Genomic DNA, 12,433 nt, shown 5'->3' on the forward strand with positions numbered 1-12,433 from the left:
GCATTTTCATGGCAGATACTCCCCCACTGAAGATAGTGCAAGGCACGGCTTTGAACGATCAGCAGAAAAAAGACCTGCTACACCGTCTGGCCAGGGTGGAAGGGCAATTACGCGGCGTGCAAAAACTCATCGCCAAGGCAGCCGTACCGGCTGATTGCGAGGCAGTAGCGCAACAGATGTCCGCCGCCCGCAAGGCACTCGACCGTTCTTTCGTGACCTTGCTGACCAGTGCGGTTGTCACCCATGCAGAAAAGGCCGAGACGACGGAAGAAGCTGTCGCCAGCACGCGGCGCCTGGCGTCCTTGCTGGAAAAATTCGCCTGATGCCGGATTAAACGCAAACAGGTGCCACATGGCCATCCTGGCAAAAACAGTAGCAAGCAAGTATATGCGCAGACTCTGGCAGCCTGTGCGGCTGGGTGTGCGCTTGCTGCTCCTGTCCTCGGCCCTGTTGATTGCCACTCCCGGTTCAGCGACAGAAGCAGCAAAGCAGGACAAACTAGTCTTGCTGATACGTGAGTTGCGTAATGAAGCTGGTGACATCGTTCCGATACGCGATGAAATCCGGCAGTTGCTGAATTATTTTGAGCATCACCTGCAAATCAAATTTGAAATTCGCCGCTATCCGTGGACACGCCTGCTGGTGAATGCCAAAAACGGCGAGGGCATTATCTTTGGTCTTTCAAAAAACCGTGAACGTTTGCAGACCTACCAGTTCTCTGAAGCCATCTATGCAAACTATGTCTGGCTGGTCACGCGCAGTGATTCCAGCTTTAGCTATAACAGCATGCTGGACCTGAAAGGCAAGACCGTCGGTGTCATACGCGGCACCAGCTACGGTGATGAATTTGACAGCCAGCGCAATGTCTTGTTCCAGGTTGAAGAAGATGTAGGTTCACATGGCGCGCGCCTCAAAAAACTCATTAATAAAAGAATGGATGTCATGATCTTCGGTGACCGCCGCGCCCAGACAGACGAGATCGAAAAATTATTGATACGCATACTGCGCAAAGAATCCAATAGCAGCGACAAGGCCCTGGAACAGGCCTTCAAGGTTTTGCCCAAGCCCATGCTGGTCGATGAATTACATTTCGCGGCGGCTGGTGCGCAGTATGAAGAATGGATACGCAAGCTCAATGCCGCGATACTGGCGGGCAGAAAATCAGGCGAGATCAGCCGTATACTGATCAGTGACAAATGAGCGCATGCAAGCACCTGCAAAATGCCGAATACAAATGCCAACTACAGGGAAGACGCCACATTAGTCATGTTTGAAAATATCTCTCGCAACCTGCCAGGCAATCCGCATTGGGAGGGCAGTTTTTATGAGCAGCTCACCGAGTACGGCATATGGGACAAGAAAGAGTTTTGCTTGCTGCACCGCGACCTGATCCTGGCCGCCAATCAATTCAAAGACAGTGCAGCTATAGATAAGCAAGTCGCATGCGCAATTGTCAGGCTACAGTCAAATGTCAACAGATTATTTGCTGCACATTTTAATGAGAATGATGTTTTCAACATCCTCGATTTGAGCAATGATGAATTGCACGCCTGCAAGGAAAGACTGGATGCGGCAGTAGTCAGTGTTTTCTCTGGCGAACTTCTTACAGAAGACGCATTTGAGCTGGCCGATCCATTACGCTAGCCGCTACAGCGAGTACTGACCAGTAGTGCTTTGGCAGAATTACGCATCAAGCCGCCAGATGCCGTGCCTGCCTTTGTGGCAAAGCCTTTGCCACTACTTCCCTGGCAGCTTCTTTCCTGGTCTGTCTTTGTGGTGCAGATGGGTCAGCTTTGTTGCCTTGCCTGTGCATGGCCAGACCGGCATAGTCCTGCGAAGCCGCAGCTTGCACTGCTTCGCTGCTTACGCCATGGACTTCCAGCAGCCACTTGTTGACGAGTGCGGCCAGCTTGTCGAGGGCGATGCGGTGCGTTGCATCGGTATTGGCAAACAGCCAGTCTGACAAGGTCATGAAGTTTTCAAAAGCGGCATCTGCCAGTATCAGCGGCAGGCTGTGAGGGAAGCGTCCTGAATTGGCAATCAGGTCCCAGTAACGGGCGAAGCGTATCAACCTTTGCATGTCACCAAAGGCAATGTCCTTGTTCGCCAGGATGGTGTAAGGTGGTTGCGGATCAAAAGCCAACTGGTAGGCTTCTGTGTGGCGGATAATCGGTGTGCCGCGCAGGCGTTTCAAGATGCCGAACTGTATCTCATGCGGGCCCAGGGCCACCAGTTTGTTAAAGCCTGCGGCAAAACTCTGCATGGTTTCACCCGGCAAGCCAGCGATCAAGTCCACATGCAAATGCGCATGCGAATGTTCACACAGCCAGCGTATGTTCTCGGCTGCTTTGTCATTGTTTTGTTTGCGGCTGATGAGAGCCTGCACGTCGGTATTAAAACTTTGTATGCCTATCTCAAATTGCAGGCTGCCTTCAGGGAATTTTTGTATGCCTTCTTTCAAGGCATCTGGCAAATGATCTGGCACCACCTCAAAATGGGCGAATACCGGGTCATGCGGTGCTGCTTCGAGTTTATCGAGAAAGAACTGCATGATCTTCAAGCTGGTTTTGATATTCAGGTTGAACGTACGATCGACAAACTTGAACAGGCGGGCGCCGCGCTGGTACAGCACTTCCATCTCTTGCAGGAACTGGTCTATGTCAAACGGCCAGGCCGTCTTGTCGAGTGCAGACAGGCAGAATTCGCATTTAAAGGGGCAGCCGCGTGAAGCCTCCACATACAGGGTGCGGTGACGGATGTCCTGGTCGCTATACAGATGGTAAGGCAATTGTATGTCGGCCATAGCTGGTTGCAGGCCCGCATGCACTTTCATCAGTGGTTGCGGACCGTGCAGGATTTGCTGGCACAGCGCAGGGAAGCTGACATCACCCCAGCCGGTAATCACATAGTCAGCCAGGCGTATGATTTCCTGGTCGCCGGTTTCGTGCGACACCTCGGGGCCGCCTAATATTACGATGACATCAGGTGCGACGCGTTTTAGCACAGCGACGATCTGCGTGGTTTCAACGACGTTCCAGATATACACACCAAAGCCGACGATGAATTTTTCACCAGGCTGGCGTAATGCCAAAATTCTTTCGACAATATCGGTACTGCGCGCACCGGTGACAAATTCCTGTATCCGCGTGACTGGCTGCAGCTCCCCCATATTTGCAAGCAAATAACGCAGCCCCAGCGAAGCATGGGTATAGCGGGCGTTCAGGGTGGTCAGCAGGATGGTCATGGTGCGAAAAGGCGGGAGCAGCTAAAAGTAGCTATTGTACGCCTCAACTGCAGGCATCCTGCCATGATTACTGTGCATCGCCGCGCGACGCCAGACGGTCGCGCATATGCTGGTGAAGAAACTTACTTATCTGGCACTGTATGCCTCAGACCTGATTCAGCTATAAATTCGGTCTGTAAATTCAGCCCGTATAGATACTACTTGTGTGCAATTACTAATTACTACTGATGACAGCATCAGACTCAGTCAGTCAGGGCAGCAGTCAACATCACGATAGTTGCCAGTATTTGAGCAAAAACGATAGCGGTGATCATGTTTATTTCCTTGGTTGATTAAAAACAAGTTCATGATACTGGCTGGAAACTTGTTAATCCAATCACATGATCAGATGTCTGTTATATGAAATGTGAATGTCATTGTTAAGTCATATTTCCAATTCACATGGATGTAATATGACATTCCTTATCTATTGACAGGCGAGCAGCCGCCCGTACCTACAGACTTGCGGTCTGATCTTTCTCATCGCTTTCGCATGTCGTGCAGGATATTGCCAGCACTTGTCCAGCTTACCTGAGCCAGCCATTCAGCCCTCTTGCCTGCCGTTTTCCCACATCAAATTCTCCGGCGAAAAAAACGTTGAAGAGGTGTTTTTGACACTTCAATCTCCGTTTCCTGCATTTCGTCGCATGCCCCTCGCGGATTGACAGCGCAAGCTCTAAAGTACACACATCAACCAACCACAAAGAGGAAAACGAAATGAAAAACACTATCAACAACACATTTAAATCTGGCCTGATTCTTTCTACAGCATTGCTGACAGGCGCACTGGCAATCACTGCTGCTTTCACTCAAGGCAAAGCAGAAGCAAGCATGAATATCGCTAGCGTAACGATCTCTGCAAAACGTATGACTGAAGAGCAAAAAATGGCGTATGACGCCACACAAAACGCAATGCAAACTGTGTTGATCAGCGCCAAAAGAATGACTGATGAAGAAAAACTGGCGATGGATGAAGCTGAAAAATTCCAGCGTCAGCAAGTGGCACAAAAAGCCGCTCGCAAAAATATCCAGGGCTGATCAGCATGTGTTTTTTGCGCGATAGTAATCGCCAGAAACGCGCGGGATGCCAGAGTCTGCAAGCGGTTTTTTTCTTGACGACAGCCCGTTTTTAAAACAAAGATTTTCTATATTTTCAGGAAGTTTTTGTTTTGAAAATGGGCCAGGAAAATAAGCTCTAGGCCTCATCCTTCTCCTGTACATGCAGCGCCGTAAAACAGCGCTGCATTTCTGCGTCTGCAGCCAGGTGCAGGTCTTCATCGTCGTCACTGATGACAGCGGCATTCACCAGCAATCTTATTTTGCTGATGTCGCCCGCCTGCTTCAACACCAGGCCCAGATCCTGTAACGGGCCATCATGGCTGACCTGGTCTTTCAGGGCTTGCATGACGGCATCAGGAAAATCCCATTCCTTGGCGATGCGGTAAGACAGGATATGTGCCATGTGTAAAAAGCGCAGGCGAAATTCCGTCGCCAGTGGCATGACCGGTGCCACCATGATCTGATCGAGGCTGCGAAACGCAATGATCAGGCCGATGTTTTGCACCAGACCGGCGAGATAGGCATGAAAGCCATCAAGCCCGCGCTCCTGCGCCAACAGGCGGCAAGCCTGCGCACATTTTTCTGACTGTTCCCAGATCAGCGGTGCAACCACGCAAGTGATACGGCCAGACTGCAGTTGTATCAGCGGGCGGAAAGCCGTGCGCGCCACCAGCAGGCGCAGGCCGTTGATGCCGAGCAGGCGTATCGCATTGTCGAGGCTGCTGATCTTGTCTGCCGGGCTGTAATAAGAGCTGTTGACTTCAGAGATGATCTCGGCGACCAGGCTCACATCCCTGCCAATATGGCTGGCCAGTTCATCACCAGAGACATTTTCATTGCGCAGGCTCTTCAACAACTGCGGCAGCACGCTGGGTACGCGCGGGATATGGCGGGCATCGCTAAAGTCGGCCCTGACCAGGCGTTCCAGTGCAATCAGTAGTGGTTTATCTGAGCCATGTTGTACCTGCTTGCCATAAGCACCGAGCAGCCACGGGTAAAACCGCGAATCGACATCAAAGCCAGCTTGCCAGGCCCCTTCTTCGGCGACGATATCTTCAGGTGCGCTGAAGACAGTGGCTGCCTGCAGTGCTTCTGCATCAGCCGCAGCAGAACCTATGCCCAGCCGCTGGCATAAATTGCGCAGCAAGCCTAGCACCTTGCCTCCTGCTGGCAGTGGCAAACAAAAACGAAGGGGGACAGCAAGACAGTTGTCATCATGTCTGAAGCACTCCTGTAGTGGTTGCCTGCTATATTCGCATAAACCCGGTCTTGCATCCACGCCTGCAACACGTACTTGCCCCGATAATGTTACTTTGCTTTACAAGTTGTTGCATAAATAGACTAGTGCAACTAGCGCCGGATTTTTTAAGATAAGGGCTTATGCTGGTCCCGCCCTGATGTTAAGGAGTTTCATGATGCCCAAGCCTGCCGATATGACCACCCCGCCCCGCTATGCCTTGCAAGCGACAGCCGTTTGCCTGGGCTTTTTGCTCGCCTTGCCCCTTATTGCTTCGACTGCTGCCAACGCTGGCACCCTGCGCGACAAAATCATGGAAAGACGGCAGGAAAGAAAAGAGCAACGGGCTGAGCAGGCGGCAGAAAAAAATGAAATGACTGAGGCAGAAACAACAGACCTGGCACCGCAAGGCCTGCCAGCTGGTACCAAAGTCTTGCGAGATATTGCCTATGGCAGTGACAAGCGCCAGACCATGGACGTATATCTGCCCGCCAATGCTGCCGCGCAAAAATCCATGCCTGTCATTTTCATGGTACATGGTGGCGCTTGGAAAATAGGCAGCAAGACCGCACGTGGCGTGGTCGAGAACAAGGCCGCGCACTGGCTGCCCCAGGGCTATATCTTCGTCTCCATCAATTACCGCATGTTGCCTGACATCAAACCGCTGGAACAGGCTGACGATGTCGCCAAAGCCCTGGCAACAGCGCAAAGCAAGGCGGCAGAATGGGGCGGGTCGGGCAAGCGCTTCATCATCATGGGCCATTCCGCCGGGGCGCACCTGGTTGCCCTGCTGGCCAGCAACCCATCCATTGCTGCCAGGGCAGGCGCCTCTGCCTGGCTGGCGACCATTGCGCTGGACAGCGCCGCTTATGACATCGACAAGATCATGGGACAAAAGCATTACCGCTTCTATGATGAAGCCTTTGGTTCTGATCCCGCTTACTGGCAAGCCAGTTCACCCACCCTGCAATTGAAACAGGCCGCAGCCCCCTTTGTGGCCGTGTGCTCCAGCATCAGGCCAGACAAGCCCTGCGCCCAGGCGGGTGTGTTCATCGACAAGGCCAGGTCACTGGGTATGCAGGCCATGCTGCTGCCGCAAAGCCTGAGTCATGCCGAAATCAATAAAAATCTGGGGCTGGATAATGGGTATACCACCGCTGTTGATAATTTCATCAAGCCGCTCGTTGCGGCGCAGACCATTCCATGACAAACAAGATCAAGCGCGGTGACATTTACTGGGCCAGCCCTGATGAAGAACGCAGTACTATTGCTGGCCTGGCACACCCGCATGTAGTCGTACAGGATGATGTCTTCAATCAGTCGCGCGTCACTACCACCGTCATATGCGCCCTGACCAGCAATCTGAAGCGCGTGACCGAACCGGGTAATGTCATGCTGGAATTGGGCGAAGCTGGTCTGGACAAACAAAGCGTGGTCGTGGTGTCACAGATATCTTCCATCCCTAAAAATCAGCTCGGCGAGTTCATAGGTCATTTGTCTGATGAGCGGGTCATGCAGATACTGGCGGGTATCAGGTTTCAGCAAAGGACTTTTTTCGAAACCTGATTCTGAACCTGGTGCAAAAATATAAAAGGCTCAGCAATGGCTTACGACCTCGTAGTTGGCAAAAGCAGCAAAGTAAAAGACGCACCGGATATCGTAGGTGGGATAGAGTTTGATGAATTGCCGCAGATTGCCCGTTTATTGAAAAGGGCAGATATTTCCTTTTTACACCGCATTTCCAATCTCTTCGAAGACCAGGCATTTTCCGAAGATGAAATAGAACAGGCTTTAAGCTCTTTGTTGCCTTTGCTGCTACTCGACCTGCAAGCAGGTGAAAGGCAATTCCTGCAAAAACTGATTTCTGTCCTGACTTATGCAAAATGGAAACAATCATGTCTGTGTTGTGTTGCAGATTGATTTTTAAATCTTGTTTCTCATTAGGACTTGAATTGTCCTAATACCAGTTTATGCTGGTCTCCACGGCGTTAATCATTTCTGGTTACGCGATTAATTGTCTTGGAGAACAGCAAATGAACACCTCTGCCATTGCCCTGATGGGTGCTGCACTATTGGGAGCAGTCACTACGCCCATCGCTGCTGAAGGGGTTGACAATGACGCCAGCGGTGAATGCTGTAATGTTATAGAGCTGCGCCAGTATGTGACTTACCCAGGCAAACGGGATGTACTGATCTCACTGTTTGAGAAGCACTTCATAGAAAGCCAGGAAGAAACCGGCATACGTGTGCTCGGTCAGTTTCGCGATATTAACGATCCCTATCGTTATACCTGGTTGCGTGGCTTTCCCAATATGGAAGCACGCAAGCAGACGCTGACGGATTTTTATTCAGGCCAGACCTGGCAGACTTACCGCAACGAGGCCAATGCGACCTTGTACGATAACGACGATGTGCTGCTGCTGCGCCCTGCCTCCGCTGGCAGTGGCTTCAAGCCGGGTTCGCGTATCAGGCCTGCACCTGATAGTACAACTCCACGTAACGGCTTCGTGGTGGCAACGGTTTACCATTTCGCGCAGGAAGTGACGCCAGACTTCATCAGCAAATTCAATGAACGCTTGATGCCCATGTTTGAGCGCCATGGGGCACATATCATGGGACGTTTTGTCACTGAAAAAAGCCGCAATACCTTTGAGCGCCTGCCCGTGCGTGAGAATGTGAATGTATTCGTCTGGTTTGCTTCCTATGCAGACCGTGCAGCTTATGAATCCTGTCTGACAAAATTAGCCGGAGACGCGCTGTGGCGGGATCAGGCATTTGCTGACCTGTATAAGTCATTGCAAGGCTGGCCTGAGATCATCATGCTGGAACCAGCGTCGCGTTCGCTTTTGCCTTGATATGTGCATTAATAATGCATCCCACCCGCCAGATCAACTTCTGCAGTCTTTTCATGCAGGTTCTTGTATAGACTGCGCAAGAGGCTGCCCTCTTCATCATCCTGCCCGAGGTGCCAGAACATGGCACCTGCCAATTTGTATTTCTTCAGGTAGGCGACTTTATAAGTGAATGATTGTTCATCGTCATAGCTGATAAAAATTTTCTTATCCGCGTTATAAATCCAGGGCACCTTGGTCTCTTTACTGAAATAGGATTTGTAACCGAGATTGGCAGCCAGCAGTTTTTTGATTTCAGCATAGCCAGGCGTGCGTGGGTCTTTGCGGGCGATACAGGCATCACAGCCTGTGAGTAGCGTCGGGTCGCTTGCATAGACATCGCCTGCCAGTGTCTGATGGCTTTGATACAGGCCATGGCTTTCGCCGGCTTCTACCGCAAAGTAGGCACGGCCATAAAATGGCAGACCCAGCACAAGTTTGCTGGCAGGTACACCGGCACGCAGGTATTGCTGCACCGTCGCATCCACCGTCAGAGCCATAGGTGCAGGAAAGCGCTTTTCCAGTTCTGCTGGCGATAGCGCCGGTTTGAATGTCAGCTTGCGCAAGGGGTTGTCATACATATGCTCAGGTGCGTCACCAAACAGGTGTGCGTTATGGTTGGTCTGCTTTTCCCACGCACCATTGAAGTCATAACTCATGAGATTGACGTAATCAACCTGCGCTGCAATCTGTGGCAGTTGCAGATAAGTGCGCGCCATACTGAAAGCACCACCCGCCACGGCAATAGAAAGTTGATTACTCTGTCTGGCGCCCTTCAACTGCTGGCGTATTTCCTTGAGCAGGGCGACAAAATTCTGCGCATCTTCTGCACGTGGATATTCCCAGTCCAGATCCAGTCCATCGAAGCCATATTCACGCATGAAAGCCACACAGGATTGCGCGAGTTTCTTGCGGCCTTCAACTGTCGCAGCGGCCTGGCGGTAACGCGCTACCGTGGGGCTGTCATCATTGGTATAAGCCCAGCCACCTATGGAAAACTGCAAACGTAAAGCGGGATTATAGTTTTTGAGGCCTTGCAATTCGCGAAATATCTTGCCTGCTGCCTGCAAGTTTGTTCCCTCTTCCAGCGCACATTTGCCATCTTCGCTGAGCGTCAGGAACGAGAAATTCAAATGCGTGAGCATGCGTGCTTTTTCTGGCGTGATCGCAACAACAGGGAATGCAGTTTTGCCCTCGTCATAATGATTGATGTCATCTTTGCCGAGTGCGTAATAAGCCATGACCACAGGCTTGCCTGCATCCTTTGCCTGAACGGCAGGCGCGGAACATAAGACCAGTATGCCTGACAGGCATGACAATAAGAGACGTGATGGGAGTTTGGCAATTTTCATTCGCATAGCATGCAATCAGGGACAAAGCTGGTCAACAGGTTTTTATGCGATATCGAATTGGAACATACCACTTGCACGCTCAGCTTCTCAGACAGACATACCAGTCCACTAAAATACCAGACTGGTATGGCATACTGTAGGCCTGATTTCACAGAAAGCCGCATCATGACGACAGAAGAAAGACTGATAGACCTGGAAATACGCCTGACCCGTCAGGATGATCTGGTCGATACTCTGAATACCCAGGTATATCGCCAGCAAAAGAAAATCGATGAACTTGAAGCGCTGTGTGCAGCGATGGCTGCCCGTCTAAGGGAAGTGGCAGTGGCTGCCAGCCAGCGTACTGCCGTGGTGGATGAGAGGCCGCCGCATTATTGATGCTAATCGCCAGGGTCTTTTAGCTTTATTTCACCAGTAGTTCACCAGCAGCTAAGAAATGCGGGGTGTATTGCAGTGCCATGTAGGTAGTCCATACACTTTGTCTTGCAATACTCCCCTGTGCATGCAAGGGGTTTATTTAAAACTGATCGCCTTGTTCAATTTTGCCATCACTTCGTCAGGCACATTCTTGCTGCAAATAAGATATCTTTCCCCACCGTCAGGCATATCGCTTGCCTTGAACTGGCTGAACTTGTCCTTCGCCATATTGGATTGCTCAATCAGGTAATTTGCTTCTTCTGGTGCTGCAAACATCAGGTCGGCAGATTTGCTGGCAACCAGTTGCAGCATCTGGGTGTTGGTGCCATTGGAAACTACCGTCTGTGGTTTGATCTTTCCCAGTGCCGCATCTATGTAATGGCCGTAAGAAAATTTTTCCTTGATGAGTACCTTGATGCCCGGCATCGTCAATACTTCTTCCAGCTTGGCATTGTCCTTGATCTTGAAACTGCTATTGACGATCATGACAGCAGGTTTATCGCGGTACAGCGCTTTACTGAACTTGGCGAAACCTTCACGTTCTTCGGTTTTATACCAGCCTATGGCACAGGTTTTTTGTGTGTTTTCCTGCACCATGGCAAGCTGGCGGTTGGGAGGCGCCTTGGCCCAGGTGAATGCCACGCCAGCACTTTTGAAGGCATTAGCTGCCGGGCTTGCCGTCAAGCCTGATGCAGAACCATCAGGCTCTTCGACGATATAAGGTGGCCGCACATTGTAGTTAAGAACGATCTTGTCGTCAGCCTGGCTGGTCGTAGCAACAGCCAGCATGGCTAGCGTACAGAATTGAAAAAGAGTTTTGTTGTTCGCTTTGTTGTTCATCCTGGTCTCTCAAATGTGATTTCATTAAAAGTTGCCCGAACAGCTTTTCAATACCTACAAACATCTTCTACATCCTAGCCGACAAAGCCGGATAAATCCATGTGCAGTCTTGCTATTTTATTTCAGCAAATCTTGCAGCGTACGCGCAATGACCTTGGTGGCTTTGCGTAAATCCTCCAGATTCAAACGCTCATCCGCCCGTTTCGCATGGGACTCCAGCACGGTACGTGGCCCAGCACCATAGATAACGCCAGGTATGCCCGCTTCCGAGAACAAACGCACATCGGTATACAAAGGCGTACCCAGCGCAGGAATGGCCTCACCAAATACTGCGCCACCATGTTTTTGTATCGCCTCCACCAAAGGTGTATTACCCGGTAGTGGACGCATGGAATTTGCCAGCAAGATGCGTTTGACATCGACGCTGATGCCAGGCAAATCTGCTGCCGTATCGCTGATGAGTTTGCGCAAAGTCGCTTCGACTTCTGCCGGGTTTTCTTCCGGTATCATGCGGCGGTCCAGCTTGAACGTCACGCGGCCAGGGATGACGTTGGTATTCGTGCCACCTTCTATCGTGCCCACATTCAGGTAAGGATGGGTAATGCCTTCTACTTTCGATGTGACTTGTTTGTAGAGAGTGTTTTGCGCATACAGGGCATTCAATATCTTCACCGCTGCCTGCAATGCATCAACGCCAGAATCAGGGATTGCTGCATGGGCCATCTTGCCATGTACCGTCACTTCCATTTGCAGGCAACCGTTATGCGCCGTGATGACCTGGTAAGAGAAACCTGCGGCTATCATCAGGTCAGGCTTGATCAAGTTGTGTTTCAACATCCAGCCGGGGCCGACTTCGCCACCGAATTCTTCATCATAGGTAAATAACAATTCCAGCGTGCCTGCTGTTGGTTTGGCCACTGCTTCGAGGGCGCGCAGGGCAAAAGTGTAAGTCGAGAAATCGCATTTGCTGACAGCCGTGGCACGGCCATAGATATTGCCGTTTTCTATTTCACCACCGTAAGGGTTCTTGGTCCAGCCTTCGCCAGGTGGCACCACGTCACCATGGGCATTCAGCAGCACAGTCTTGCCCGGGCCATACTGGCGGCGTACCAGCAGGTTGGTGATGCTTTGCAGGCCTGCTTCTTTGACTTCATTGTCTGGTACAGCATGCTTTTCTGCGCTGATACCCATGTCCTGCAACAGATCGGCGGTGCGTTCTGCATGCGGGGTGTTATTGCCGGGTGGCGTATCAGTTGGCACGCGTATCAGTTCTTGCAGGAATTTGACCTGCTCGTCAAAGTGACTGTCTATCCAGGCATCGAGTTGTTCGTAGTTATTCATAGTCTGTTCACTT

At 51.2% G+C, this 12,433-nt stretch carries 14 protein-coding genes; 9 read left to right on the top strand and 5 right to left on the bottom strand.

Features of this window, described 5'->3' with window-relative positions:
- Positions 1-8 precede the first annotated feature (8 nt).
- From UNDYM_RS28230 to UNDYM_RS28240, 3 genes are all read left to right on the top strand, one after another.
- A complete protein-coding gene (locus tag UNDYM_RS28230) occupies positions 9-323 on the top strand; it encodes a metal-sensitive transcriptional regulator (protein WP_162044126.1) in 315 nt (104 codons plus the stop codon).
- A gap of 64 nt (positions 324-387) precedes the next feature.
- Positions 388-1,200, top strand: coding sequence for an ABC transporter substrate-binding protein (locus tag UNDYM_RS28235; RefSeq protein WP_162044127.1), 813 nt, complete (start codon positions 388-390; stop codon positions 1,198-1,200).
- Between the two features lie 21 nt (positions 1,201-1,221).
- Positions 1,222-1,644: an Imm41 family immunity protein gene (locus tag UNDYM_RS28240; RefSeq protein ID WP_162044128.1), complete on the top strand. Its 423-nt coding sequence runs from the start codon at positions 1,222-1,224 to the stop codon at positions 1,642-1,644.
- Between the two features lie 46 nt (positions 1,645-1,690).
- Here the strand turns inward: UNDYM_RS28240 and UNDYM_RS28245 are convergent, their stop codons facing one another.
- On the bottom strand, positions 1,691-3,244 hold the full coding sequence (locus UNDYM_RS28245; protein ID WP_162044129.1) for a B12-binding domain-containing radical SAM protein: 1,554 nt from the start codon (positions 3,242-3,244) through the stop codon (positions 1,691-1,693).
- Between the two features lie 756 nt (positions 3,245-4,000).
- On the opposite strand from UNDYM_RS28245, the gene UNDYM_RS28250 reads away from it, so the two are divergent.
- The gene (locus tag UNDYM_RS28250; protein ID WP_162044130.1) at positions 4,001-4,321 is read left to right on the top strand and encodes a hypothetical protein; all 321 of its coding nucleotides are present in this window, start codon (positions 4,001-4,003) and stop codon (positions 4,319-4,321) included.
- Positions 4,322-4,478: 157 nt separating this feature from the next.
- Here the strand turns inward: UNDYM_RS28250 and UNDYM_RS28255 are convergent, their stop codons facing one another.
- Complete coding sequence (locus tag UNDYM_RS28255; RefSeq protein WP_162044131.1) at positions 4,479-5,498, bottom strand: HDOD domain-containing protein; 1,020 nt, start codon at positions 5,496-5,498, stop codon at positions 4,479-4,481.
- 259 nt (positions 5,499-5,757) lie between these two features.
- On the opposite strand from UNDYM_RS28255, the gene UNDYM_RS28260 reads away from it, so the two are divergent.
- From UNDYM_RS28260 to UNDYM_RS28275, 4 genes are all read left to right on the top strand, one after another.
- Positions 5,758-6,786, top strand: a complete 1,029-nt coding sequence (locus UNDYM_RS28260) for an alpha/beta hydrolase (protein ID WP_197740959.1) — start codon at positions 5,758-5,760, stop codon at positions 6,784-6,786.
- A complete protein-coding gene (locus UNDYM_RS28265; RefSeq protein ID WP_162044133.1) occupies positions 6,783-7,145 on the top strand; it encodes a type II toxin-antitoxin system PemK/MazF family toxin in 363 nt (120 codons plus the stop codon). Before UNDYM_RS28260 ends, UNDYM_RS28265 begins: the two co-directional genes overlap by 4 nt.
- Before the next feature lie 36 nt (positions 7,146-7,181).
- On the top strand, positions 7,182-7,499 hold the full coding sequence (locus UNDYM_RS28270; protein WP_162044134.1) for a hypothetical protein: 318 nt from the start codon (positions 7,182-7,184) through the stop codon (positions 7,497-7,499).
- A gap of 113 nt (positions 7,500-7,612) precedes the next feature.
- Positions 7,613-8,434 (top strand): NIPSNAP family protein, encoded by an 822-nt coding sequence (locus tag UNDYM_RS28275; RefSeq protein WP_162044135.1) that lies wholly within the window; start codon positions 7,613-7,615, stop codon positions 8,432-8,434.
- A gap of 8 nt (positions 8,435-8,442) precedes the next feature.
- On the opposite strand, the gene UNDYM_RS28280 is transcribed toward UNDYM_RS28275, so the two are convergent.
- Positions 8,443-9,822 carry a glycoside hydrolase family 18 protein gene (locus tag UNDYM_RS28280; RefSeq protein ID WP_162044136.1) on the bottom strand — a complete coding sequence of 460 codons (1,380 nt, stop codon included), beginning with the start codon at positions 9,820-9,822 and terminating at the stop codon, positions 8,443-8,445.
- A gap of 126 nt (positions 9,823-9,948) precedes the next feature.
- On the opposite strand from UNDYM_RS28280, the gene UNDYM_RS28285 reads away from it, so the two are divergent.
- Positions 9,949-10,200, top strand: coding sequence for a SlyX family protein (locus UNDYM_RS28285; RefSeq protein WP_232063624.1), 252 nt, complete (start codon positions 9,949-9,951; stop codon positions 10,198-10,200).
- A 135-nt stretch (positions 10,201-10,335) separates the two neighbouring features.
- Here the strand turns inward: UNDYM_RS28285 and UNDYM_RS28290 are convergent, their stop codons facing one another.
- Both UNDYM_RS28290 and UNDYM_RS28295 read right to left on the bottom strand, forming a co-directional pair.
- Complete coding sequence (locus tag UNDYM_RS28290) at positions 10,336-11,079, bottom strand: ABC transporter substrate-binding protein (protein ID WP_162044137.1); 744 nt, start codon at positions 11,077-11,079, stop codon at positions 10,336-10,338.
- A gap of 117 nt (positions 11,080-11,196) precedes the next feature.
- Complete coding sequence (locus UNDYM_RS28295) at positions 11,197-12,420, bottom strand: ArgE/DapE family deacylase (protein ID WP_162044138.1); 1,224 nt, start codon at positions 12,418-12,420, stop codon at positions 11,197-11,199.
- Positions 12,421-12,433 lie beyond the last annotated feature (13 nt).

It is taken from the genome of Undibacterium sp. YM2, from assembly GCF_009937975.1.
In the GTDB taxonomy this organism is placed as follows: domain Bacteria; phylum Pseudomonadota; class Gammaproteobacteria; order Burkholderiales; family Burkholderiaceae_D; genus Undibacterium.

Coding starts and splice junctions, on each gene's coding strand:
- UNDYM_RS28240 (WP_162044128.1), top strand. CDS start 1,222: ATGCCGAATACAAATGCCAACTACAGGGAAGACGCCACATTAGTCATG.
- UNDYM_RS28230 (WP_162044126.1), top strand. CDS start 9: ATGGCAGATACTCCCCCACTGAAGATAGTGCAAGGCACGGCTTTGAAC.
- UNDYM_RS28285 (WP_232063624.1), top strand. CDS start 9,949: ATGGCATACTGTAGGCCTGATTTCACAGAAAGCCGCATCATGACGACA.
- UNDYM_RS28295 (WP_162044138.1), bottom strand. CDS start 12,420: ATGAATAACTACGAACAACTCGATGCCTGGATAGACAGTCACTTTGAC.
- UNDYM_RS28265 (WP_162044133.1), top strand. CDS start 6,783: ATGACAAACAAGATCAAGCGCGGTGACATTTACTGGGCCAGCCCTGAT.
- UNDYM_RS28260 (WP_197740959.1), top strand. CDS start 5,758: ATGCCCAAGCCTGCCGATATGACCACCCCGCCCCGCTATGCCTTGCAA.
- UNDYM_RS28245 (WP_162044129.1), bottom strand. CDS start 3,244: ATGACCATCCTGCTGACCACCCTGAACGCCCGCTATACCCATGCTTCG.
- UNDYM_RS28270 (WP_162044134.1), top strand. CDS start 7,182: ATGGCTTACGACCTCGTAGTTGGCAAAAGCAGCAAAGTAAAAGACGCA.
- UNDYM_RS28235 (WP_162044127.1), top strand. CDS start 388: ATGCGCAGACTCTGGCAGCCTGTGCGGCTGGGTGTGCGCTTGCTGCTC.
- UNDYM_RS28280 (WP_162044136.1), bottom strand. CDS start 9,822: ATGAAAATTGCCAAACTCCCATCACGTCTCTTATTGTCATGCCTGTCA.
- UNDYM_RS28250 (WP_162044130.1), top strand. CDS start 4,001: ATGAAAAACACTATCAACAACACATTTAAATCTGGCCTGATTCTTTCT.
- UNDYM_RS28275 (WP_162044135.1), top strand. CDS start 7,613: ATGAACACCTCTGCCATTGCCCTGATGGGTGCTGCACTATTGGGAGCA.
- UNDYM_RS28290 (WP_162044137.1), bottom strand. CDS start 11,079: ATGAACAACAAAGCGAACAACAAAACTCTTTTTCAATTCTGTACGCTA.